The sequence below is a fragment of the Cupriavidus sp. GW821-FHT07C08 genome, from assembly GCF_059419025.1.
Genome location: NZ_JBWKQZ010000007.1, coordinates 145,501 through 168,021 on the forward strand (window position 1 = coordinate 145,501; position 22,521 = coordinate 168,021).

Sequence of the window (22,521 nt, forward strand, 5' to 3'; positions counted from 1 at the left end):
GCACCGCAGGACCGGCCACACGCCACTGAACCGCAGGTTCGGGAAGGCGCCGGCCCAGTGTCGCCAGCCCGGATACCGGCCTGAACGCGGGCTGCCGCCCGTGCGCGGCACGCCTCATCGCCATATGGTCCGCGGGGGAACGGGCCCGGCCGTTCCTATCCAGTCCTGCATCATGCGTTCATCGCTCCACAGGTCGACCCGCCCGGCAATCCCGGCGGTGCGTCCGTCCGTGCCCGCCATCCTGGCGGCCATCGCCTCGTTCACCCTGGTTCCGGCCACTTCGTTCGCGCAAGCGGCCGACAGCGGCCCCGATAGCCACACCACGCAGCTTGCGCCGGTGGTGGTCACCTCCACCCGTACCGCGCAAGCCATTACCGAGGCGCTGCCTCACACCACGGTTGTGACGCAGCAGGACATCGTCAACTCGCAGGCGCCCGACCTGCGCACGCTGCTGCGCAACCAGGCCGGCGTGGAGTTCTCGGCCAATGGCGGCATGGGCACCAACACCACGCTGTTCATGCGCGGCGCCAACTCCAACCAGACGCTGATCCTGATCGACGGCGTGCGGGTATCGTCCGTGAGCAGCGGCACCGCGCAGCTGGCCAATATCCTGCCCGACCAGATCGAGCGCATCGAGGTGGTGCGCGGCAATGTGTCGGCGCTGTACGGCTCGGACGCCATCGGCGGCGTGGTGCAGATCTTCACCAAGAGCGGCGCGGGCCAGGCGCCGGCGGCCAATGCGCAGGTGGAGTACGGCAGCAACAACACGCGCCAGGGCACGGTCGGCTATGGCGGCCAGGTCGGCGATACCTCGTTCAACCTGACCGGCTCGGCGTTCAAGACCGACGGCTTCTCGTCGATCAACACGAAGCAGGCGCCGCGCGCCAATCCCAACGACAACCCGTACGAGAACCAGAGCGTGTCGGGCCAGGTCAAGCACCGCTTCGCGCCGGACTGGGACGCGGGCTTCACCGGCTATTACTCGAAGAGCAAGCTGTCGTTCGACAGCGCCTTCGGCCGCCCGACCGACGACAACCGGACCAACAGCGAGCTGTACACGCTGTCGGCCTTCGTCAACGGCAAGGTGGGGGCGGACTGGTCCACCCATTTCAAGCTGTCGCAGAGCGAGGACCGCAGCGACACCTTCCTCAACGGCAGGCCCAACGGCACCTTCAATACCCGCAACCGCCAGTTCAACTGGCAGAACGAGTATGCGCTGGCCGCCAACCACACGCTGCTGTTCGGCACCGACTACCTGCAGCAGGAGCTGGACTCCAGCGCCTACGGCGCGCCCACGCGCAATGTGTTCTCGGTGTTCGGCGGCTATGACGGGCGTATCGGCAAGCACCAGCTGCAGCTCAACGCGCGCAACGACCACTATTCCGACTTCGGCAACCAGGGCAGCTTCCGCGCCGGCTACGGCTACTACGTGACCGATGCGCTCAAGCTGATCGCCAGCGTCAGCAATGCCTTCCGCGCGCCGACCTTCAACGAACTGTACTTCCCCAACTTCGGCCAGCCAAACCTGCAGCCGGAACGTGCCAAGTCGGTCGAGGCCGGCGTGCAGTACGCCACCGCCAGCGCCGGTTTGCTGCGCGTGACCGCCTTCGAGACGCGCTACGACGACCTGATCGTGTCGGCGCAGCAGCCCAACGGCATGTTCCTGGCGCAGAACGTCAACAAGGCCAAGGTGCAGGGCATCGAGGCTTCGTGGCGCGCCAGCGTGTATGGCACCGACTTCGGCGCCAGCGTGACCTTCCAGAACCCGGTCGACGAGCAGACCAACACCCAGCTGCTGCGCCGCGCGCGCCGCCATGCCGCGCTCGACGTTGGCCGTGATTTCGGCAACTGGCGCTTCGGCGGCGAATGGCTGGTGTCGTCGTCGCGCATGGATGCCGGCTCGCGCCGGCTGGGCGGATACGGTATCGTCAACCTAAACGCCCGCTACAACATCGACAAGCAATGGTTCATCGCCGCCCGCGTCGAAAACCTGTTCGACAAGGATTACCAGCTCGCCTACCCCTACAACACGCAGGGGCGCGCGGGCTTCATCACGCTGGGCTGGCGCCAGCGATGAGCGCACGGGCGCGCCATGTCTGAGTTCCGGCGCGCCCTGGCGATCTGGCTGGTGCTGGCGCTCGCGGCGCTGCTGGCGTTCGCGTTGTCGCTGGCGCTGGGCAGCGTGTCACTCGATGCGCGCGAGCTCTGGCTAGCGCTCAGCGGAACCGACACCGGCACCGCCGCAGCGATCGTGCGCGAACTGCGGCTGCCGCGCGCGGCGGCGGCGTTTGCCTGCGGCGGGCTGCTGGCCCTGTCCGGCGCGCTGATGCAGGTGCTGCTGCGCAACCCGCTGGCCGAGCCCTATGTGCTGGGCGTATCGGGCGGCGCCTCCACCGCCGCGCTGCTGGCCATGCTGCTGCTGGCGCCGTGGTGGGGCGTGCAAGCCGCCGCCGCCGCCGGTGCACTGGGGGCGATGGTGCTGGTGGCGTCGCTGGCGCGGCGCGACCTGCTGCATCCGCAGGTGCAGGGCGGCCACCGCGAGGCGGGCGCCCGGCTGTTGCTGACCGGCGTGATCCTGGCCGCGGGCTGGGGCGCGGTCATTACCCTGATCCTTTCCATCGCGCCGGAATCGCGCCTGCGCGGCATGCTGTTCTGGCTGACCGGCGACCTGAGCGGCACCGCCGCCTACGGCGGCGCGCTGGCCATGCTGGTGGTGGCGCTGCTGCTGGCCATGCCGATGGCGCGCGCGCTCAACGTGATGCTGCTGGGCGAAACCGTGGCGCAGTCGCTGGGCGTGCGCGTGGGCCGCGTGCGGCTGGCGACCTTCCTGCTGGCGTCGCTGTGCATTGCCGCGGCCATCACCACGGCCGGCTCGATCGGCTTTGTCGGGCTGGTGGTGCCGCACCTGGTGCGCCTCGCCTGGGGCAACGACCAGCGCCTGCTGCTGCCGGCCGCCACGCTGCTGGGCGGCGCGCTCTTGATGGCCGCCGACCTGATCGCACGCACTGTGATTGCGCCCGCGCAGCTGCCGGTGGGTGTGATCACCGGGCTGCTGGGCGTGCCGACCTTCCTCTACCTGCTGCTGCGGAGGCCGCGATGAGCCAAGGCCCGCACTGGTCCCATCCGCTCACCGCCTGTCCGCAGCTTGCGCTGCGCGATGTGCGGCTGCGTACTGGACAGCGCGTGCTGGTGGATCGCCTGACGATGACCATCGGCGCGGGGCAGCTATGGTGCATTGCCGGGCCCAACGGTGCCGGCAAGTCCACGCTGATGACGGTGCTGGCCGGCCTGCGCCACGCCGATGGCGGCAGCGCGGAGATCGACGGCACCGCGGCGGCGCAGATCGCGCCGGCGGTGCTGGCGCGCCAGCGCGCCTACCTGCCGCAGGCCGTGCATGACACCTTCTCGATGTCGGTGCAGGATGCCGTGCGCGTGGGGCGGCATCCGCACCTGTCCGGCTGGGGCTGGACCGGGCGCGAGGATGACCGCATCGTGCACGAAGTGATCCGAGCGATGGATATTGAGGCGCTGGCCGCGCGCGATGTGCTGACCCTGTCCGGCGGCGAGCGCCAGCGCGCCTCGCTGGCCGCGGCGCTGGCGCAGCAGGCGCCGCTGCTGCTGCTGGACGAACCGGTCTCGCACCTGGACCTGCGCCACCAGATCCTGGTGCTGGAACAGCTGGCCGCGCTGGCCCGGGCCGGGCGCCACGCCATCGTGGTGATCCTGCATGACCTGACGCTGGCGCTGCGCTACGCCACCCATGCCCTGCTGATGGCAGAAGACGGCACTACGCTGCATGGCACTGCCGCCCAGGTGCTGACCCCTGAACACTGCTCACGCGCGCTGCGCACCGCCATCGTCAGCGTCACCGACGGCGCGCATACTGCGCTGATTCCCGACGGCGCCGCCCCACCCATACCCGACACATATCATGACTGATACCCAGAACCCGCCTGCAGAAGACCCGGACCGCGATGCCCGCCACAAGGCGCGCATGGAGCGCAAGAAAGAAATCGTCGACGCCAAAATTGCCGCCGCGCAGGACGAGCGCGGCGTGATCGTCATCACCACCGGCAATGGCAAGGGCAAGTCCAGCTCGGGCTTCGGCATGGTGGTGCGCGCGCTCGGCCACGGCATGCGCACCGGCGTGGTCCAGTTCATCAAGGGCGCGCAGCCCACCGGCGAGGAGATGTTCCTGCGCCGCTTCCCGGACGAGTGCGCCTTCCACGTGATGGGCGAGGGCTATACCTGGGAAACGCAGGACCGCGCCCGCGACGTGGCCAAGGCCGAGGCTGCCTGGGAAGTGGCGCGCGGCATGCTGCGCGACCCCGGCATCGGCCTGGTCCTGTTCGACGAACTGAACATCGCGCTCAAGCTGCACTATCTTGATGTGGAGCAGGTCATTGCCGACCTGCGCGCGCGCCCGCCGATGCAGCACGTGGTCATCACCGGCCGCGGCGCGCCGCCGGCGCTGGTGGAGGCGGCCGACACCGTCACCGACATGACGCCGGTCAAGCATGCCTTCCAGCAGGGCATCAAGGCGCAGCGCGGCGTTGAAATGTAGCCGCATCCTTTTGGAATACAAGGTCAAAGCATCATGCAGTTTCCGGAAATCACTCCCCTGGACGATGCCCTGCGCCCCGTGTTGCAGGCCGCCATCGACGACAAGACCAAGCCGCTCGGCGCACTGGGCCGGCTGGAATCGCTGGCCCTGCAGCTGGGCCTGATCCTCGGCACGGCGCGGCCGGTGCTGCAGCGCCCGACGGTGATCGTGTTTGCCGCCGACCATGGCGTGGCCGACGCCGGCGTCAGCGCCTATCCGGCCGAGGTCACCGCGCAGATGGTGCACAACTTCCTGGCTGGCGGCGCGGCGATCAATGTGTTCTCGCGCCAGCACGGCATTGCGCTGGAGATCGTCGACGCGGGCGTGCGCGTGCCGCTGCCGGCGGCACCGGGCCTAGTCAACTGCCGCATTGCCGACGGCACCCGCAACTTCGCGGTCGAACCCGCGATGACGCCGGAGCAGGCCGCCGCGGCGATGACGGCCGGCATGGCGCGCGTGCTGCGCCATGCGCAGCAGGGCTGCAACGTGATCGGCTTCGGCGAGATGGGCATTGCCAATACCTCGGCGGCCGCCTGCCTGATGCAGCGGCTGACCGGCCTGCCGCTGGCAGACTGCATCGGGCGCGGCACCGGGCTGGACGATGCCGGCCTCGCGCGCAAGCGCGAGGTGCTGGAGCGCGCGCTGGCGCTGCATGCCGATGTGCAGGCGCCTCAGGATGTGCTGGCCACCTTCGGCGGCTTCGAGATCGCGATGATGGCAGGCGCCTTCCTGGCCGCCGCCGCGAGCCGCATGGTGATCCTGGTCGATGGCTTTATCGCCACGGCCGCGCTGCTGGTGGCGCAGCGCCTGGACCCCAACGTGCTGCAGTACTGCGTGTTCACGCACTGCTCGCATGAGCGCGGCCACCGTGCGCTGCTGGACCAGTTCGGCGCCGCGCCGCTGCTGGCGCTGGACCTGCGCCTGGGCGAGGGCACCGGCGCCGCGCTGGCGTGGCCGTTGCTGGCCTCGGCGGCGGCGTTCCTGAACGAGATGGCGACCTTCAGCGGCGCCGGCGTCAGCACCGCCTCGCCATGAGCGTGCCGTCCGACCCGGTGCCTGCACAAGGCGGCTCCGCCGGCGTGGCCGGCGAGCTGCGCTATTTCCTGACGGCGCTGGGCTACTTCACGCGCGTGCCGCTGCCAGGCTGGCTGGCGCGCTGGGCCGGATTCGAACCGCATTACCTGCACGCCGCCGCGCGCTACTTCCCGCTGGTCGGGCTGCTGGTGGGCGGCGTGGGCGCGCTGGTCACCTGGGGCGCAATGCTGTGGTGGCCGCCCGGCGTGGCAGTGCTGCTGGGCATGGCCGCCACGCTGCTGCTGACCGGCGCCTTCCATGAAGACGGCCTGGCCGATTGCGTCGATGCCTTTGGCGGCGCGTGGCAGCGCGAGGACGTGCTGCGCATCATGCATGACTCGCGCATCGGCGCGTTCGGTGCGATCGCGCTGGTGGTGGCGCTGCTGCTCAAGTGGCAGTTGCTGGTGGCGATTGCGGGGCGCGGCGGGTTGATGGTGCTGCTGGCGGTGATCGTCGCCGCGCACGCCGCCAGCCGCGCGATGGCGGCCAGCTATCTGGCCACGCTGACCTACGTGCGCCCGGAAGGCAAGGCCAAGCCGGTGGCGCAGAAGCTGGCCGGCGCGGGGCTGGCGTTCGCGCTGCTGTGCGGGCTGGTGCCGCTGTGGCTGGTGTCGCCGTGGTTCTGCGCGACGGCAGTGGCCGCGCTGCTGGGTCTGCGCCTGCTGCTTGGCCGCTACTTCGTGCGCCGCATCGGCGGCTATACCGGCGACTGCCTGGGCATGGCCCAGCAGTGCGCCGAGATCCTGCTCTACCTGGTGGCCGCGGCATGGATGTGGTCCTGATCCGCCATGCACAGCCGCAGGTGCCGGCGGGCACCTGCTATGGCTGCCTCGACCTGCCGCTGGTGGCGCCGCTGACGCCTGCGGCGGCACGGATTGCCGCGGGCCTGCCCACGCCAGATCGCATTGTCGCCAGCCCGCTGGCGCGCGCGCTCGGCACCGCGCAGGCGCTGGTGCAGACGTTATCGGCCGGCGCGCCGGCCATCGACACCGAACCCCGGCTGCGCGAAATCGACTTCGGCAGCTGGGAGGGCGTGGCCTGGGATGCGATCGACCGCGCCGCGCTCGACCAGTGGGCGGCCGACCTGCTGCACGCGCGCCCGCATGGCGGCGAAGCGCCGGCGCAGGCGATGGCGCGGGTTGCTGGCTGGGCCGCAACGCTGGCGGAAGACCGCGCGCAATGCCTGTGGGTGGTCGGCCATGCCGGCCCGATGCGCATGCTGGCCGCGCACTGGCTGGGCGTGCCGCTGGCGGCGACGGTCAAGTGGGAGCTGGGCTTCGGTGCCAGTTGCGGCTTCACGCTGGGGCCGGGCGGTGTCCGGCTCGGCTGGTGGAACCGCGCCGCCTGATCAGCGTGCGGGCCGGCGCTTGCGCGCCGTGTCGAGGTCCTTGCAGATCAGCTCGGCGCCTTGCACCACGCGTGGACCGGCGCGGTTGACGAGGTCGCCATCGATCACGAACAGGTTGTTGCGCGCCACCGCCGTGACCTGCTTCCAGCGCCGCCACATCTCGAAATCCGGCAGCGGCTGGTCCGAGCGCGTGGCGCCGATGCCCGCCGTCAGCATCGCTTCCGGGTTGCCCGCGATCACCGCTTCGACCGACACGGTCGGCACCAGCGGCGTCTCGGCCGCGAACAGGTTGCGCCCGCCGCACAGCGCCAGCATGTCGCTGACCAGGTGCTGGCCGTTGAGCGTCATCAGCGGCTGCTGCCAGACCTGGTAGAACACCGTCACCGGCGGGCGTGCCGCGTAGGTCTTGCGCAGCGTCTCCACCTGCTGGCGGAAGCCGTCGGCAGCGCGCCGCGCGGTGGCTTCGGTGCCCAGCAGCGTGCCGAGCTTCTCCATGTTCTCAGGAATCGCTGCCAGCCGGCGCGGCTCGCTGTAGAACAGCGGGATGCCGAGCGCGCGCAGGCGGTCGGTCTGCTTCTGCGCATTGCCGTGGCGCCAGACCACGATCAGGTCCGGCTTGAGCGCGGCGATGCGCTCAAGGTCCAGCGCCTTGTTGTCGCCCACGCGCGCGATCTCGCGCGCCTGCGGCGGGTAGTCGCTGTAGCTGACCGTGCCGACGATGCGCTCGCCGCCGCCGGCCGCGAAGATCATTTCCGTGACGTGCGGCGCCAGCGAGATCACGCGGCGCGCGGGCTGCGCCAGCGTCACGGTCTGGCCCGAGTCGTCGACGGCAGACACCGCGGCGACGGCGGGCAGGGCTGCCAGCAGCAGCGTAGAAGCAATAACGGGCGTCAGGCGGTTCAGCATGGGATCGGGGAAAGTGGTTCAGGCAGTGGCCGCGGCCAGTGCCGCGTCCAGCCGCTGCCAGGCGTGTGGCTGGTCCGGCGGCAGGCCCAGGCGCAGGCTCGGCGGGCAGCCGCCGGCAGCGTCGAAGTAGCGGGTCCAGACGCCTTGTTGCGCGAGCGCGTGGTGCAACCGCGCGGCGTCGTCATGCGGCACCCAGCAGAACAGCGCATGCATCACCGGCGCCAGGCCATGGCGGTCCAGCAGCGCGGCCAGCTTCGCGCCGCCTGCTTGCAGCCGCGCGCGGGTGGCATCCTGCCAGCCGTGGTCGGCCAGCGCATGCCGCGCGACTTCGCGTGCCGGGCCCGATACGGTCCAGTGGCCCAGGCGCTCGCGCAGCGCGTCCAGCAGTGCCGGCTGCGCCAGCACGAAGCCGCAGCGGATCCCGGCCAGGCCATAGAACTTGCCGATCGAGCGCAGCACCACCAGGCCGGCCTTGCCGCTGTGCGCGGCCACCGAGCCATCGGGCAGGCAGTCGATAAAGGCTTCATCGACCAGCAGCGTGCCGCCGCGCGCCGCCAGCGTGGCATGCCAGCGCAGCAGCGTGGCGGCGGGCAGCACGCGGCCAGTCGGGTTGTTCGGGTTCACGACGACGAGATGGTCAAGCTCGTCGGCCAGCGCCGCCTGCGTGAAATCCGCTTCATCCAGCGGCGCCACCGCATGGCCCGCGGCAGCGAAGGCCGGCGCGTATTCGCTGTAGCCGAGCGCGGCGATGCCAACGCGGCCCGGGCGCAGCAGACCCGGCAGCGTGCGGATGGCGGCCTGCGAGCCGGCGACGGGCAAGGCCCGCGGCGCGCCGCAGGCCTGCGCGGCCAGCTCGGCCAGTCCGTCGTCATCCTGCGGCAGCCGTTGCCACGCTTGCGCAGGCAGCGCCGGCACCGGATAGCCGTCGGGATTGATGCCAGTGGACAGGTCGAGCCAGTCGCCGGCGGGGCGGCCGTAGCGGCGCACCGCGGCAAGCAGGTCGCCGCCATGTCGGATCGGGGGCAGGGCGGTGCTCATGTCGGCGTGGCAACAGCCAGGACGGCCAGCGCGCTGGCGCCTGCCAGCGCCAGCCACAGCCACAAGGCGCGCTCGACCAGCCGCAGGCAGGCCATCACGTGCGCGGCTTGCGGCGCGGGGCCGGCGCCCAGCGGCGGGCGTTGCTCGATCTCGCCGTGATAGCGCGCCGGGCCGCCGAGTTGCACGCCTACCGCACCGGCGCCCGCGGCCATCACGGGACCGGCATTGGGACTCGACCATGCCGGGGCCTGCGTGCGCCAGCAATGCAGCGCCTGCGCGGTGGCGCCGAGCAGCGCATAGGACAGTGCGGTCAGGCGCGCGGGCACGAGGTTGAGCCCGTCGTCGATGCGCGCCGCGGCCCAGCCGAAATACAGCAGCCGCGGCGTGCGGTAGCCCCACATCGCATCGAGCGTATTGGCCAGCCGGAACACGATCACGGCGGGCGCGCCGCCGACCAGGAACCAGAACAGCGCCCCGAAGATCGCGTCGTTGCCGTTTTCCAGTGCGGACTCGCAGGCGGCACGGGCCAATGCTTCAGCATCGACATCGGTGGTGTCGCGCGAGACGATGCGCGCGGTCAGCGCGCGCGCGGCGGGCAGGTCTGCCGCGGCAAGGGCGGCGGCGATCGGGGCGATATGCTGGTGCAGGCTGCGCGCACCGAGTGCGGCGTACAGCGCCACCGCATGCAGCGCCAGGGCGGCAACCGGGTGCAGGCTGGCCGCGGCGTCGACCAGCCACCATGCGAGCGCTGCCGGCACCAGCACCAGCACACACCAGCCGGCGAGACCGGCAAGGCGCTGGCGCCAGGGCGCGCCGCGCTGCGGCGCAGGGTTGAGCCGCCGCTCAAGTGCGGCAGCGATGCGGCCGAAGCCCACCAGCGGATGCCAGCGGCGCGGCTCGCCCAGCCAGCGGTCCAGCAGAACGCCCGTCAGTGCCGCTGCCACGCATGCCGGCCAGGCCAGCATCAGCATGTGGGATCGGCACCCTTCACCGCAACCGGAATGCCTGCCACCATCAGCCGCACGCAGTCGGCGGCGGCGGCCAGCTTCTGGTTCAGGCGGCCCAGTTCATCGACATAGAAGCGGGTGATGGCGCCCATCGGGATCACGCCGAAGCCGATCTCGTTCGTGACCAGGATCACATGGCCCGGCAGCGTGGGCAGCGCGGTGAGCAGCGCTTCGATTTCCTCGGTGAAGGCATCCGGCGGCGTGATCACGCCATGCTCAGGATAGGTGCGGCCGTCGGGGAAGATCAGGTTGTTCATCCACAGCGTCATGCAATCCACCAGGATGCAGCCGTCGTGGCGCGCGTTGGCGTAGAGCGCATCGGCCAGGTGCACCGGTTCTTCCACCAGGCGCCAGTCGGCGGGGCGGCGGGCGCGGTGCAGGGCGATGCGGACCTCGAGTTCCTGGTCGGCGTGCGCCGGGTCCTGGTGCGCGGTGGCAATGTAGGTGACCGGGCCGCCGGTGATGGTGGCATGGTCGGTGGCGAGCTGTTCGGCGTAATGGCTCTTGCCGGAACGCGCGCCGCCCAGCACCAGGGTGAGCTGGCGGTTACCGTGTCCGCCGGCGGCACGCGGCTGGGTGGCGGTGTCGGGGGCGGAGGCGGGTGCGATGGCCGGGGTTTCCATCCGCGTATTGTAGCCGCCGCATCCGGGCATCGCACGGGGGGTGTTGCAGGCACCGGTGCGATAATCCGCCAATGCAGACCGACTCCTCGCAATCCCTGCCGCCGGGTGCCCTGCGCGGCACGCTGATGGTCCAGGGCACGACTTCCGATGCCGGCAAGAGCACCATCGTTGCCGGCCTGTGCCGGGTGCTGGCGCGTGCCGGCACGCACGTGGTGCCATTCAAGCCGCAGAACATGGCGCTGAACAGCGCGGTCACCGCCGACGGCGGCGAGATCGGCCGCGCGCAGGCGCTGCAGGCACAGGCCGCGCGGCTGGCACCGCATACCGACATGAACCCGGTGCTGCTCAAGCCCAGCAGCGACACCGGCGCGCAGGTGATCATCCACGGCCGCGCGCGGCTGGACCTGGATGCGCGCGCCTACCATGCCTACAAGCCCGAGGCGATGAAGGCCGTGCTGGCGTCGCACACGCGCCTGGCGCAGGCCTATGAGGTGGTGCTGGTGGAGGGCGCCGGCAGCCCCGCCGAGATCAACCTGCGCGAGCGCGACATCGCCAACATGGGCTTTGCCGAGCGCGTCGACTGCCCGGTGGTGCTGGTGGCGGACATCGACCGCGGCGGCGTGTTTGCGCACCTGGTCGGCACGCTCGATTGCCTGTCCGACAGCGAACGCGCGCGCGTGACCGGCTTCATCATCAACCGCTTCCGCGGCGATATCGGCCTGCTGGAGCCGGGACTGGACTGGCTGGTCGCGCGCACCGGCAAGCCGGTGTTCGGCGTGCTGCCCTACCTGCACGGCCTGCATCTGGATGCCGAGGACGCCATCATCGGCACGCAAGCGGACAAGGAAGGCACGCCGGCGCAGCGCCTGCGCGTGATCGTGCCGGTGCTGCCGCGCATCGCCAACCATACCGACTTCGACGCGCTGCGCGCGCACCCGCAGGTGGACCTGCAGTTTGTCGGGCCCGGCATGCCGATCCCGCCCGCGGACCTGGTGGTGCTGCCCGGCAGCAAGAACGTGCGCGGCGACCTGGACTTCATCCGGGCCAATGGCTGGGACGCGGCGCTGGCCCGGCACCTGCGCTACGGCGGCAAGCTGATTGGGATCTGCGGCGGCATGCAGATGCTGGGGCGGCAGGTGCACGATCCCGATGGCCGCGAAGGCCCGGCCGGCAGCAGCGCGGGGCTGGGCTGGCTGGATTTCGAGACCACGCTGGCGGCAGAGAAGCAACTGCGCCAGGTCGGCGGCCGGCTGGCGCTGGATGAGGCCGGTGCGCCGGTGCGCGGCTATGAGATCCACCTTGGCGTCACCACGGGCGCGGGGCTTGAGCAGCCGGCCCTGTGGCTCGACCGCGGCGACGGCACGGTGCGGCCCGACGGCGCGCGCTCGGCCGACGGCCAGGTGCTGGCCACCTATGTCCACGGCCTGTTCGACGAGCCCGCGGGCTGCCAGGCGCTGCTGCACTGGGCGGGGCTGGACGGCGCCCAGGCAGTGGACCTCGATGCACTGCGCGAAGCATCGATCGAGCGGCTTGCCGACACCATGACCGCACACCTGGACCTGGATGCGATGCTGGCGCCGCTGCGGCGCTGACGCATGCGGCACGGCCGCCTGGCGGGGCCCTGTTAGAATCGCGAATCTTTCGCATTTGCATTCTGCGTGGAAGTGGCTTTTGCGCCATATTCCACGCATGGCAGCGTCCGCTCAACGTACTTCAGCCCCCTCATGGTCACCGGCCGCCTGCGCGTCGTCCTCGTCAAACTGCACCTGTATATCGGCCTGAGCCTTGGCCTGCTGTTCGTCCTGTTGGGGCTGACCGGCATGACCATCGCCTGGCGCGACGAACTGGATGCCTGGCTCAACCCTGACCTGCTGGTGGCGTCCGCGCCGATGACGGAGCCGGTGTCGCCGGCCACGGTCCAGGCAGTGACCGAGCGGCTGGCTGCGCCCCCCTACGGCAAGCCCAACCTGCTGATGCTGCCGGCCCATGCCGACGGCGTCTTTATCGCCTGGTACCCGGTCAAGGGGCCCGACGGCGTGGTGCCGGGCCGCTCACGCCAGGTGATGGTCGATCCGGTCACGCTTGCAGTGAAGGGCGAGCGGGTCTGGGGCGAGGCGGGCCTGTCGCGCCGGCTGCTGCTGCCCACGCTGTTCCACCTGCATCGCTACCTGCTTAGCGGCGATACCGGCAAGACCATCACCGGCGTGGCCGGCATGCTGCTGCTGCTGACCACGCTGGTGGGCGTGGCGGTGTGGTGGCCCAAGATGAAGCTGCGCTCGGTGGTGCAGGCGTTCCGCATCACGCACGGCGGTTCATGGTCGCGCTTCAACTATTCGCTGCATCGCGCGGGCGGCATCCTGGCCGCGCCGGTGCTGGCCATCATTGCCTTTTCCGGCTGGTACCTGAACCTGCCGAAGTGGGTGACACCGATGGTGGCGGGCGTGATGACCGTGACGCCGCCGGTGAAGCACGTCTCGGCACCGGCGCCTGCCGGGGCCCGGCAGCTGGGCGTGGGCGAGATCATGGCGGCGGCGCAGGCCCAGTACCCGCAAGCGCAGGTGACCCGCATCAGCTTCCCGCGCAAGCCGGGCGACGCGTTCGAGGTACGGCTGCGCCAGCCCGGCGAGGTGCGCAAGGACACCGGTGCCACGCGGCTATGGCTCGATGCCTGGAGCGGCAAGCCGCTGGGCGTGCGTGATCCGCAGGAGGCGCCGGCGGGCGACACGCTGCTGAACTGGCTGTTCCCGCTGCATACCGGCGAGGCCTTCGGGCTGCCGGGGCGCGTCTTCATCACGCTGTTCGGACTGACGCCGCTGGCGTTTGCCGTGACCGGCGTGCTGATCTGGTGGAAGCGGCGGCGGGGCCATCAGCGGCATATGGTGAAGGCCGCACAACGCTCCGGCATGCGCCGGGCATGAAAAAAGCAGGCCGCCGGCCAAGGCCGCCGGCCTGCTTTTTTTGTCTGGCGCGGCGGCGCCGCTCAGATTTCCAGGTTGTCGATCAACCGGGTCGCGCCCAGCTTGGCAGCCGTCAGGATCACCAGCGGCTCGCCCGCGAGGAATTCCTCGCGCGTCGGCGCCTGCAGGTCGACGCGCTTGCGGATCGACACGTAGTCAGGCTTCCAGCCGCGCCTGGCCAGCGATTCCTTCGCATTCGCCTCGACCGCAAGCAGGTCGGCCGCGGCGCGGTCGCTGCCCAGCACGGTGTCGCGCACGTCATGCAGCGTGCGGTACAGCACCGGCGCCTCGGCGCGCTCGTCGGGGGCCAGGTAGCGGTTGCGCGACGACAGCGCCAGGCCGTCTTCGGCACGTATGGTCTCGGCGGGGATGATGTCGATCGGCAGGGCAAACTGCTGCACCATGCGGCGCACGATCATCAGCTGCTGGTAGTCCTTCTTGCCGAACACCGCCACGCGCGGCTGCGCGCACGAGAACAGCTTCATCACCACTGTGCACACGCCCTTGAAGAAGCCGGGGCGGAACTCGCCTTCCAGGATGTCGCCCAGGTCATGCGGCGGCTCGACGCGGTATTCCTGCGGCTCGGGGTACATGTCGCGCTCGGACGGCGCGAACAGCACGTAGACGCCTTCCCGCTGCAGCTTCTCGATATCGTCCTGCAGCGTGCGCGGGTACTTGTCGAAATCCTCATTCGGGCCGAACTGCAGGCGGTTCACGAAGATCGATGCCACCACCGGGTCGCCGTGCTGGCGCGCCAGGCGCATCAGCGACAGGTGGCCTTCGTGCAGGTTGCCCATGGTGGGGACGAAGGCAGCGCGGTTCTGGCCGCGCAGTTGGTCGCGCAGCTCTTGGATGGAGGAAATGACTTTCATCTGCCTTGGTGTGCTGGTCGTGATAGGTGTGACCCGGGCGCCGGTCCATCGAGGGGCGGCACATGGACTACCGGTCTCGGCCTTCTGTCGGGCGCGGGGCCTTCGGGCACATGCCGTCGGGCCTGCGCCGTGGGCCGTTGGGCCGGCTGTCGGCGGATTGTAGAACAAGTGGGACGGGGCCGGACCCCGCACCGCGGGTGGGTCAGGTCGGGCTGTACGCCAATCGCACATAAATTGGTGCGAACGGTTCGGCCTGGGTGATCTCCACCAGTGCTTCGCGCGACAGCTCCAGCATGGCGATAAAATTCACCACCACCACCGGCACGCCCTTGCCGGAGCGCACCGCGTCCTCGAACAGTTCGGAGAATTCCATGAAGCGCGAGTGCTGCAGCCGGCGCAGGATCTGGCTCATGTGCTCGCGCACCGACAGTTCCTCACGCGAGATCTTGTGGTGCTGGTTGAGCTTGGCGCGCTTGAGCACATCGGCCCAGGCGGACTGCAGGTCCACGGTTTCCACTTCGGGGAAGCGCGGCGCCAGGCTCTGCTCGATATAGACCTGCGAGCGCAGGAAGTCGCGGCCCAGCTGCGGCACCGTATCCAGGCGCTGCGCGGCCAGCTTCATCTGCTCGTATTCCAGCAGTCGGCGCACCAGCTCGGCACGCGGGTCCTCGGCCTCATCGTCGCTGTCGGCCTTCTTGACCGGCAGCAGCATGCGCGACTTGATCTCGATCAGCATGGCCGCCATCAGCAGGTATTCCGCCGCCAGCTCAAGGTTGGTCTTGCGGATCTGCTCGATGTAGGACAGGTACTGCCGGGTGACCTGCGACATCGGGATGTCGAGGACATTGAAGTTCTGCTTGCGGATCAGGTACAGCAGCAGATCCAGCGGGCCCTCGAAGGCTTCCAGGAAGATCTCGAGCGCGTCCGGCGGGATGTACAGGTCCTGCGGCAGCTTGAACAGCGGCTCGCCATACAGGCGCGCGAAGGCCATCCCGTCGACCATGTCGGCGGGGCCGGCAGGGGCGGCGGCAACGGCCGGGGCCACGGCCGGCAGCTCGACGGGCAGCGGCAGCTTGTCCTGGTCGCCTGCGCTCATGGGCGGCGTGCGCTCGCGGGGGCGGCGGGAATCAGTTGTCCTGCGAGTAGACGTATGGCTTCTGCGCCACGCGCGAAGCTTCGGCGCGGGCGCGCTCTTCCAGGTCGATCGGCGACTTGTCCCACAGCAGGGCACGGCCGTCGCGCTGCTCGGCCTCCAGCGTCGGGCGCTCTTGCTTGAGCTGCTTCAGGAACTGGGTGATTTCGGATTCGTAGATGGCCATGTTCAACCGTGATGCGCCCGCGCGGGCGCCAGATGGGTGCAGTGGGCCACGATTTTACAGTATCGGCCCCCCGGAATGCATCCAGGCCGGGTGCAGGGGCCGGAAAGTTCCGGGCATAAGGCCGGGTGTGGTCAAATACCGACTTTGTATGTGTGGACAATCGGCGATGCCGCAAGACACCGCTATTACCGCTGACTCCGCTGGCCGCGCGCGCGTGGCCGTTCGCGTGCTGGCCGCGCTGGGCGTGGTGCTGGCGCTGGCGGCCGCCCCGGCCAGCGCCGCCTACAAGGTCGAAGTCGAAGCACCCAAGCCGATCCGCGAAATGCTGGAAGAGCATCTCGACCTGGCACGCTACCAGGACCGCGCCGACCTCTCGCCGGACCAGCTCGACTATATGGTCGAGACCGCCGGCGAGCAGGTGCGGGCGCTCACCTCCACCGAGGGCTACTTCGACCCGACCACCACCACCCGCGTGGAAGGCGAGGGCGACAAGCGCGTGGTCCACGTGATGGTCGACCCCGGCGCGCGCACGCTGATCCGCAATGTCGACGTCCAGGTGACGGGCCCGGCAGCCACGCGCTCGCCCGAACAGGTGTCCGAGATGCAGGCCAAGTGGGGACTGCCGGTGGGTGAGCCGTTCCGGCAGGGCGACTGGGACAAGGCCAAGGAAGACGCGCTGGTCACGCTGCAGAGCCACAACTACTACGGCGCGCGCCTGGCCGCGTCGCAGGCGCGCGTGGAGCCGGACGACCAGCGCGCGGACTTGTCCGCGCATTACGCCAGCGGCCCGGCCTACCTGCTGGGGCCGCTGAAGGTGACCGGCACGCGCCGCTATCCGGAACAGATCATCTACAACGTCAACCCGCTAAGCGAGGGCGAGCCGTACCGCGTGGAGCGGCTGCTGGAACTGCAGCGCGCGATCCAGAACCAGCCGTACTTCTCCAACGTGCAGGTCGACCTGGAACCGCCGCCGGACGCCGACAAGGCGGCTGACGGCGTGGTGAGCTCGCCAGTGCTGGTGCGCGTGCGCGAATATCCGGCGCACCGGCTCAACAGCGGCGTGGGCTTTACCACCGACACCGGCGCGCAGATCGAAGGCCGCTATTCGTACTACAACCTGTTCAACCGCGCCTGGACCTTCGACTCGCAGGCGCGGCTGGAGCAGAAGCGCTCCTATCTGTTCGCCGAGACCGCGATGCCGCCGTCCACGGGCAACTACCGCAACAGCGTGTACAGCAGCTACGAGCGCACCATCGACATCGAGAACACCGACACCACCAGCCTGCGCGCGGGCCTGAAGCGCTCGCGCTCGCGCGAGAAGTACGACGTGACGACGTCGCTGGATTTCTACTACGACAAGCTGCTGCCGGAGGGCCAGGCCGCCCAGATCAGCAAGGCGCTGGTGCCGGCCTTTGCGTGGACGCGGCGCGACGTCGACAATCCCGTGTTCCCGCGCCGCGGCAACGTGATCAGCACCCAGGTCGGGGTGGCCGCCAAGGGTTTCCTCAGCGATGCCACCTTCCTGCGGCTGTACGGCCGTATCCGCCAGTACATACCGGTGGGCAAGCGCGACCTGGTGGTGGCACGGCTGGAACTCGGTGCCGACCTGACCGGCGACAGCTCCAGCCAGATCCCGGCCACGCTGCGCTTTCGCGCCGGCGGCACCGATTCGATCCGCGGCTACAGCTACCAGTCGATCGGCACGCCCAGCGGCTCCAGCATCTTGCCGGCCAAGTACCTGGGCACCGGCAGCCTGGAGTACCAGTACTGGTTCAAGCCGGACTGGGGCGTGGCGGTGTTCTGGGATCTCGGCACTGCCGCCGACAACCTGCACGGTGTGACCATCTACAACGGCGTGGGCGTCGGCGTGCGCTGGCGCACGCCGGTGGGCCCGCTGCAGCTGGACCTGGGCTACGGCATCCAACAGCAGCAGTTCCGGCCGCATATCTCGCTGGGGGTGGCGTTCTGATGCGGCACCCTTGTCTTTCCCGCCTGACCCGGATGCCGGCATGAGCGCCCACGATCTGCCTTCGGTGCCCGGCGGCGATTCGGCCCGGACGCCGACCCCGCCCGCGCCGCGCAAGCGCCGGCGGCTGTGGCGCGTGCTGGCCTGGCTGGTCGGCATCCTGCTGCTGCTGATGGTGGCGCTGGTGGCGGCGGGCGTGGCGGCGCTGCACACCGAACCCGGCACCCGCCACCTGTGGACGCTGGCCACGCGGCTGTCGGCCGGCATGCTCAGCGGCCGGCTGGAAGGCGGCACCGTGACGCACGGCCTGCGCCTGCGCGACGTGGTGTTCGCCAGCGGCCAGACGCGCGTGGCGGTGGACCGCGTGGATGGCAACTGGGCGCTCAACTGGCAGGCGCGGCGCCTGCACGTGCAGTGGCTGCGCATCGGCAAGGCCGAAGTGAAGCTCGGCCCGTCGGAGCCGAGCATCGAGCCGATGCAGAAGCCCACGTCGCTCGAACTGCCGCTGGCCATCGATGTCGATTCCCTGACGCTTGAGCGGCTGTCGCTGCTGCAAGGCACGGCGCCCACGGCCGAGCCGATGGTGTTCAGCAACCTGGCCGGCGCGCTGCACAGCGACGGCCAGCGCCACCGCGTCAGCGTGGACAAGCTGGAAACACCATACGGCAAGCTGGCGGCCAACGCCCAGCTGGGCGCACGCGCCCCGTTCGCGCTCAGCGCCGAAGCCTTGCTGGAAAGCAGCTGGCAGGATGAGGTCTTTGCCGTCAATGCCACCGCCAAGGGCAACCTGGACGCGCTGCGTGCCGAGCTGCAGGCCAGCGGCGACCGCATCCACCTGCGCGCCGGCGTCGACCTGACGCCGTTCGGCAAGGTGCCGTTCACGCACCTGCTGGTCGATGGCGATCGCATCAACCCGCGCCTGTTCAGCCCGTCGGCGCCACAGGCCAACCTGACCGTGCATGCCGAGCTGCGGCCGGTGGGCGGCGTGGCGGCTGGTGCCGGCGCGCAGGCGGCCAGCGCCGTGGCGGCGTCGGCGCCCCCGGCGGCATCGGGGGTCTCCGCATCCGCTCCTGCGGCCGCGCCGGCGCCCGCACCGCTGGCGGTCGCCGGCGACATCGCGATCCACAACCTGGAAGCCGGTCCGCTGGACAAGGAGCGGCTGCCGGTCCAGTCGGTGCGCGCCCATGTCGAGCTGAGCGAGATGGCACAGGCCGTCTCGGAGCTGCGCGTGGCGCTGGCCGGCAAGGCCGAGATCGCAGGCGGCGGTTCGCTGCGCGGCGGCCGCGGCGGTTTCGACCTGGATGTGCGCAGGCTGGACCCGGCCGCGCTGCATGGCTCGCTGACCAGCGCCAGCCTGTCCGGCCCGGTGGTGGTGCGGATGGAGCCGGGCCGGCAAAGCGTGGCGCTGGACCTGTCGGGCGGGCCGCTCAAGCTTTTCGCCGATGCCAGCATCGATGCCGAGGCGGTCACGCTGGCCACGCTGCGCGCCGCGGTGGGGCCGGGTTTGCTGACCGCGGAAGGCAAGCTCGGCCTGAAGGACAAGCAGCCGTACAGCTTCAAGGGCAAGCTGGCCTCGTTCGATCCCTCGCGCCTGGCCAAGGTTGCCGCCGGCCGCATCAATGCGGATTTCACCGCGACCGGCGAGATCGCGCCCGAGCTTGGCGTGGCGCTGGATTTTGCCGTGCATGAGAGCGAATACGCGGGCCTGCCGATGACCGGCGGCGGCAAGGTGCGCCTGGCGGGCGAGCGGCTCTTGCCGAGCGAGGCCTCGCTGAGCATGGCCGGCAACCAGGCCAACCTGCGCGGCAGCTTCGGCGCGCGCGGCGATGCGCTCAAGCTGGTGGTCGATGCGCCGCAGCTGGAGCGGCTCAAGTTTGGCGTGGCCGGCAAGCTCAAGCTCGACGCCACCATCACCGGCACGTTGAAGAAACCCGAAGTGGTGGCCGACTACAACGCGCAGGCGCTGGAAGTGGGCCCGCACAAGGTGGCCACTGCCAGCGGCCGCGCCGAGGTGCGCGGCGGGCTGGACGGCCCGCTCTCGGTGCAGCTGGCCGCGCGCGACTACCGCGGCCCGCAGGCCAGCCTGAGCACGCTCGATGCCACGCTTAATGGCACCCAGGCCAATCACACTTTCGACGTCAAGGCGGCTGGCAGCCTGCACAAGCGGCCCTTGCAACTGGCGCTGGCGGGGCAGGGCGCGTGGAAGGGCAAGGACGGCTGGAACGGCACCATTCGCACGCTGGAAGAGCGCAGCACCGTCAACCTGCGCCTGGCCGCGCCGACGCAACTGCAGGTGGCCGACCAGCGCGTGCGCCTGGGCGCCGCGCGCCTGCTGCTGGACCGCGCCACGCTGGTGATCGACAGCCTGGACTGGAACCACGGCCGCATCCGCAGCGCGGGCAGCCTGGACGGCCTGCAGGTGGGGCATGTGCTGGAGCTGATGGAAACCATCACCGGCGAGAAGCCGCCGGTGCGCTCCGACCTGGTCATCGACGGCCGCTGGAACCTGGCGCTGGCCGAGACCGCGACCGGGTTCGCCGAACTGCGCCGGCGCAGCGGCGACCTGTCGGTCAACGCCGGCCGGGGCTTCACCACGCTCGGCCTGGGCGAGACCAGCCTGCGCGCCGAGGCCGGCGGCAACCGCATCGCGCTGCGCGGCGGCATGGTGTCGGGCCGCATCGGCAAGGTGGTGGTGGACGCCTCCGCCGGACTGGTGCAGGAGCAGGGGCTGCAGACCCTGGGCCCGGCCTCGACCCTGGGCGGCACGGTCACCGTCGACGTGCCGCGCCTGAAATCGCTGGAAGCGCTGACCGGCCCGCAGTACGCCTTCGACGGCAAACTGGCCGCGGCGATGCGCCTGGCCGGCACGGTCGGCGCGCCGCTGCTGACCGGCACCGTCGACGGCGACAACCTCGCCGTCACGCTGTACGACCTGGGCCTGCGCCTGACCGACGGCACCGTGCGCGTGGTGCTGGACCAGAACACGGTCGAGCTCAAGCATGTGGAATTCCACGGTGGCGACGGCAAGATCACGGCCACCGGCAACGTCAAGCTGGGCGAGGCCGATCCCAACCTGACCGGCAAGATCGTCGCCGACAAGCTGCAGCTGTTCGCCAGCCCCGAGCGCACGCTGGTGGTCTCGGGCGATGCCACCATCGCCAACGAGAACAAGCAGGTCGTGATCCGCGGCAAGATCCACGTCGACCGCGGCCTGTTCGACCTGCCCAAGGCGGGCGCGCCGGTGCTGGGCGACGATGTGGTGGTGATCCGGCGCAAGGACCAGCGCGCCGTGAAGACTGCCGCCACACCGGCGCCGGAGACCAAGCCGGCCAGCAAGTTCAGCCCGGTGATCGACCTGACCGTGGACCTGGGCAACAACTTCCGCTTCCGCGGCGCGGGCGCGGACCTGTTGCTGGCCGGCCAGATGGAGGTCAAGAGCGAACCCCTGGCACCGATGAAGGCCACCGGCACGGTGCGCGTGACCGACGGCACCTACGAGGCGTTCGGGCGCAAGCTCAATATCGAACGTGGCATCATCAACTTCAACGGCCCGATCGACAACCCGAACATGAACATCCGCGCCATGCGCCGCAACCAGGAAGTGGAGGCGGGCGTGGAGGTGACCGGCACGGTGCGGCTGCCGCGCGTGCGGCTGGTGTCGGAGCCCAACGTGCCGGAAGAGGATAAGCTCTCGTGGCTGATGTTCGGCTACGGCGCGGAAAGCGCCGGTGCCGGCCAGCAGCGCGCGCTGGGTGGCGCCGCGCTGGGCGGCGCGGCGCTGGGCATGATCGGCGGCAAGGCCGGCAAGGGGATCGTGCAGCATTTCGGCATCGACGAATTCTCGATCGGGCCCAGTACCGCGGGTCTCAATGACCAGCAGGTGGTCAGCATGGGCAAGGCCATTACCGACCGTATGTCGGTCGGCTATGAGCAGAGCCTGACATCGGCCTCGAACGTGGTGAAGCTGACCTGGCAGTTCTCGCGGCGCTGGTCGCTGATTGCCAAGGGCGGGTCCATCAACGGTTTGTCGGTCTTGTTCAACCGCCGCTTCGACAGCTGGGCGAACCTGTTCAGCGGGACCTCGGGTCGCAGCGACACCAGAAGGAGCCAGCAGGATGAGAGCCAGCCAACCAGTCCCGACAGCGCGGCACAGGCAGCCTCGGCAGCCGTCGCCGAACCCGTGCGCCGCTGACGGGCGCCCCTCCAATTTCGCGTCGCCGCGACGCCTTGCCGCCATGGGACTCTTTGCCGCTTTGCTTGCGCTGTTCGGCTGCGACCAGCAGAAGGTCGATGAAGCCATGAAGAAGGCGGGCGACACCGCCCGCAACACCTGGAACGCGATCAAGCCCGACAGCGAGCTGTTCAAGGGCATCGTCCCCGGCCAGTCCACCGAGGAAGACCTGCGGCGCCAGGCCGGCAAGCCGGAGATCGTCTGGGAAGAGGCCGACGGCGGGCGCCGGCTGGAATACCCGCGCGGCCCCGAGGGCACCACCACCTGGATGGTCACCATCAGCGCCGATGGCAAGGTCGCGAAGATCGAGCAGGTGCTGTCAGCCGAGAACTTCGCCCGCGTGCGCGCCGGCATGAGCAAGGACGACATCCGCCGCCTGCTGGGCAAGCCCACCAAGGTGGAGGCGTTTGCGCTGAAGAAGGAAGAGGTGTGGGGCTACCGCTGGATGGAAACCTCCACCGACAAGGCCTTCTTCAACGTGCATTTCAACAACGACGGCACCGTCACCACGACCTCGCGCAGCGACGATCCGTCGAAGATGCAGGGCGGCTGACGCGCGCCCCTTTTTCATTCTGAA

At 70.0% G+C, this 22,521-nt stretch carries 19 protein-coding genes; 12 read left to right on the plus strand and 7 right to left on the minus strand.

The genetic code is table 11. The features are described from left to right. Positions 1–172 precede the first annotated feature (172 nt). The 7 genes from AC07UK_RS11755 to AC07UK_RS11785 are packed head-to-tail and all read left to right on the plus strand — an operon-like array spanning position 173 to position 7,025. On the plus strand, positions 173–2,077 hold the full coding sequence (locus tag AC07UK_RS11755) for a TonB-dependent receptor domain-containing protein (protein WP_494686777.1): 1,905 nt from the start codon (positions 173–175) through the stop codon (positions 2,075–2,077). A gap of 15 nt (positions 2,078–2,092) precedes the next feature. Further along, positions 2,093–3,100 (plus strand): FecCD family ABC transporter permease, encoded by a 1,008-nt coding sequence (locus AC07UK_RS11760; protein WP_114132887.1) that lies wholly within the window; start codon positions 2,093–2,095, stop codon positions 3,098–3,100. Next, positions 3,097–3,939 carry an ABC transporter ATP-binding protein gene (locus AC07UK_RS11765; protein ID WP_114132888.1) on the plus strand — a complete coding sequence of 281 codons (843 nt, stop codon included), beginning with the start codon at positions 3,097–3,099 and terminating at the stop codon, positions 3,937–3,939. The genes AC07UK_RS11760 and AC07UK_RS11765 overlap by 4 nt, the downstream gene beginning before the upstream one ends. Continuing rightward, positions 3,932–4,564 (plus strand): cob(I)yrinic acid a,c-diamide adenosyltransferase, encoded by a 633-nt coding sequence (gene cobO / locus AC07UK_RS11770; RefSeq protein ID WP_035823511.1) that lies wholly within the window; start codon positions 3,932–3,934, stop codon positions 4,562–4,564. Before AC07UK_RS11765 ends, cobO begins: the two co-directional genes overlap by 8 nt. A gap of 33 nt (positions 4,565–4,597) precedes the next feature. Next, entirely contained in the window at positions 4,598–5,638 is a 1,041-nt protein-coding gene (gene cobT / locus AC07UK_RS11775; RefSeq protein WP_114132889.1) for a nicotinate-nucleotide--dimethylbenzimidazole phosphoribosyltransferase, read from the plus strand. Then, positions 5,635–6,459: an adenosylcobinamide-GDP ribazoletransferase gene (locus AC07UK_RS11780; RefSeq protein ID WP_114132890.1), complete on the plus strand. Its 825-nt coding sequence runs from the start codon at positions 5,635–5,637 to the stop codon at positions 6,457–6,459. Before cobT ends, AC07UK_RS11780 begins: the two co-directional genes overlap by 4 nt. Next, complete coding sequence (locus AC07UK_RS11785) at positions 6,444–7,025, plus strand: histidine phosphatase family protein (RefSeq protein WP_114132891.1); 582 nt, start codon at positions 6,444–6,446, stop codon at positions 7,023–7,025. The genes AC07UK_RS11780 and AC07UK_RS11785 overlap by 16 nt, the downstream gene beginning before the upstream one ends. On the opposite strand, the gene AC07UK_RS11790 is transcribed toward AC07UK_RS11785, so the two are convergent. From AC07UK_RS11790 to cobU, 4 genes are read right to left on the minus strand one after another with little or no spacing between them, the layout of a single operon-like run. Beyond that, on the minus strand, positions 7,026–7,931 hold the full coding sequence (locus AC07UK_RS11790; RefSeq protein ID WP_494686776.1) for a cobalamin-binding protein: 906 nt from the start codon (positions 7,929–7,931) through the stop codon (positions 7,026–7,028). 18 nt (positions 7,932–7,949) lie between these two features. Further along, entirely contained in the window at positions 7,950–8,969 is a 1,020-nt protein-coding gene (cobD, locus tag AC07UK_RS11795) for a threonine-phosphate decarboxylase CobD (protein WP_494686775.1), read from the minus strand. Then, on the minus strand, positions 8,966–9,940 hold the full coding sequence (cbiB, locus tag AC07UK_RS11800; RefSeq protein WP_494686774.1) for an adenosylcobinamide-phosphate synthase CbiB: 975 nt from the start codon (positions 9,938–9,940) through the stop codon (positions 8,966–8,968). Before cbiB ends, cobD begins: the two co-directional genes overlap by 4 nt. After that, a complete protein-coding gene (gene cobU, locus AC07UK_RS11805; RefSeq protein WP_436223103.1) occupies positions 9,934–10,629 on the minus strand; it encodes a bifunctional adenosylcobinamide kinase/adenosylcobinamide-phosphate guanylyltransferase in 696 nt (231 codons plus the stop codon). Before cobU ends, cbiB begins: the two co-directional genes overlap by 7 nt. A gap of 41 nt (positions 10,630–10,670) precedes the next feature. On the opposite strand from cobU, the gene AC07UK_RS11810 reads away from it, so the two are divergent. Both AC07UK_RS11810 and AC07UK_RS11815 read left to right on the plus strand, forming a co-directional pair. After that, positions 10,671–12,191, plus strand: a complete 1,521-nt coding sequence (locus AC07UK_RS11810; protein WP_494686773.1) for a cobyric acid synthase — start codon at positions 10,671–10,673, stop codon at positions 12,189–12,191. A gap of 132 nt (positions 12,192–12,323) precedes the next feature. Then, positions 12,324–13,517 (plus strand): PepSY-associated TM helix domain-containing protein, encoded by a 1,194-nt coding sequence (locus AC07UK_RS11815; RefSeq protein ID WP_436222487.1) that lies wholly within the window; start codon positions 12,324–12,326, stop codon positions 13,515–13,517. 62 nt (positions 13,518–13,579) lie between these two features. Here AC07UK_RS11815 and panC read toward each other — a convergent pair whose 3' ends face one another. The 3 genes from panC to AC07UK_RS11830 form a co-directional block, all read right to left on the minus strand. Beyond that, the gene (panC, locus tag AC07UK_RS11820) at positions 13,580–14,428 is read right to left on the minus strand and encodes a pantoate--beta-alanine ligase (protein ID WP_436222486.1); all 849 of its coding nucleotides are present in this window, start codon (positions 14,426–14,428) and stop codon (positions 13,580–13,582) included. Between the two features lie 202 nt (positions 14,429–14,630). Next, entirely contained in the window at positions 14,631–15,524 is an 894-nt protein-coding gene (locus tag AC07UK_RS11825) for a segregation and condensation protein A (protein ID WP_436222485.1), read from the minus strand. A 31-nt stretch (positions 15,525–15,555) separates the two neighbouring features. Continuing rightward, positions 15,556–15,747 (minus strand): DUF3460 family protein, encoded by a 192-nt coding sequence (locus AC07UK_RS11830; protein WP_013957793.1) that lies wholly within the window; start codon positions 15,745–15,747, stop codon positions 15,556–15,558. Positions 15,748–15,913: 166 nt separating this feature from the next. Here AC07UK_RS11830 and AC07UK_RS11835 point away from each other — a divergent pair, with 166 nt between their 5' ends. From AC07UK_RS11835 to bamE, 3 genes are read left to right on the plus strand one after another with little or no spacing between them, the layout of a single operon-like run. Next, positions 15,914–17,716: an autotransporter assembly complex protein TamA gene (locus AC07UK_RS11835; protein ID WP_494686772.1), complete on the plus strand. Its 1,803-nt coding sequence runs from the start codon at positions 15,914–15,916 to the stop codon at positions 17,714–17,716. Positions 17,717–17,756: 40 nt separating this feature from the next. Next, the gene (locus AC07UK_RS11840; RefSeq protein ID WP_494686771.1) at positions 17,757–21,905 is read left to right on the plus strand and encodes a translocation/assembly module TamB domain-containing protein; all 4,149 of its coding nucleotides are present in this window, start codon (positions 17,757–17,759) and stop codon (positions 21,903–21,905) included. 43 nt (positions 21,906–21,948) lie between these two features. Further along, on the plus strand, positions 21,949–22,497 hold the full coding sequence (gene bamE, locus AC07UK_RS11845; RefSeq protein ID WP_436222482.1) for an outer membrane protein assembly factor BamE domain-containing protein: 549 nt from the start codon (positions 21,949–21,951) through the stop codon (positions 22,495–22,497). Positions 22,498–22,521: the final 24 nt, after the last annotated feature.

Excerpts from the sequence above, each read along its gene's own strand:
- AC07UK_RS11835 (WP_494686772.1), top strand. The coding sequence starts at position 15,914 with ATGCCGCAAGACACCGCTATTACCGCTGACTCCGCTGGCCGCGCGCGC.
- AC07UK_RS11790 (WP_494686776.1), bottom strand. The coding sequence starts at position 7,931 with ATGCTGAACCGCCTGACGCCCGTTATTGCTTCTACGCTGCTGCTGGCA.
- AC07UK_RS11755 (WP_494686777.1), top strand. The coding sequence starts at position 173 with ATGCGTTCATCGCTCCACAGGTCGACCCGCCCGGCAATCCCGGCGGTG.
- AC07UK_RS11810 (WP_494686773.1), top strand. The coding sequence starts at position 10,671 with ATGCAGACCGACTCCTCGCAATCCCTGCCGCCGGGTGCCCTGCGCGGC.
- panC (WP_436222486.1), bottom strand. The coding sequence starts at position 14,428 with ATGAAAGTCATTTCCTCCATCCAAGAGCTGCGCGACCAACTGCGCGGC.
- bamE (WP_436222482.1), top strand. The coding sequence starts at position 21,949 with ATGGGACTCTTTGCCGCTTTGCTTGCGCTGTTCGGCTGCGACCAGCAG.
- AC07UK_RS11760 (WP_114132887.1), top strand. The coding sequence starts at position 2,093 with ATGTCTGAGTTCCGGCGCGCCCTGGCGATCTGGCTGGTGCTGGCGCTC.
- cbiB (WP_494686774.1), bottom strand. The coding sequence starts at position 9,940 with ATGCTGATGCTGGCCTGGCCGGCATGCGTGGCAGCGGCACTGACGGGC.
- AC07UK_RS11780 (WP_114132890.1), top strand. The coding sequence starts at position 5,635 with ATGAGCGTGCCGTCCGACCCGGTGCCTGCACAAGGCGGCTCCGCCGGC.
- AC07UK_RS11815 (WP_436222487.1), top strand. The coding sequence starts at position 12,324 with ATGGTCACCGGCCGCCTGCGCGTCGTCCTCGTCAAACTGCACCTGTAT.
- AC07UK_RS11830 (WP_013957793.1), bottom strand. The coding sequence starts at position 15,747 with ATGGCCATCTACGAATCCGAAATCACCCAGTTCCTGAAGCAGCTCAAG.
- cobU (WP_436223103.1), bottom strand. The coding sequence starts at position 10,629 with ATGCCCGGATGCGGCGGCTACAATACGCGGATGGAAACCCCGGCCATC.
- AC07UK_RS11765 (WP_114132888.1), top strand. The coding sequence starts at position 3,097 with ATGAGCCAAGGCCCGCACTGGTCCCATCCGCTCACCGCCTGTCCGCAG.
- cobT (WP_114132889.1), top strand. The coding sequence starts at position 4,598 with ATGCAGTTTCCGGAAATCACTCCCCTGGACGATGCCCTGCGCCCCGTG.
- AC07UK_RS11825 (WP_436222485.1), bottom strand. The coding sequence starts at position 15,524 with ATGAGCGCAGGCGACCAGGACAAGCTGCCGCTGCCCGTCGAGCTGCCG.
- cobO (WP_035823511.1), top strand. The coding sequence starts at position 3,932 with ATGACTGATACCCAGAACCCGCCTGCAGAAGACCCGGACCGCGATGCC.
- AC07UK_RS11785 (WP_114132891.1), top strand. The coding sequence starts at position 6,444 with ATGGATGTGGTCCTGATCCGCCATGCACAGCCGCAGGTGCCGGCGGGC.
- cobD (WP_494686775.1), bottom strand. The coding sequence starts at position 8,969 with ATGAGCACCGCCCTGCCCCCGATCCGACATGGCGGCGACCTGCTTGCC.
- AC07UK_RS11840 (WP_494686771.1), top strand. The coding sequence starts at position 17,757 with ATGAGCGCCCACGATCTGCCTTCGGTGCCCGGCGGCGATTCGGCCCGG.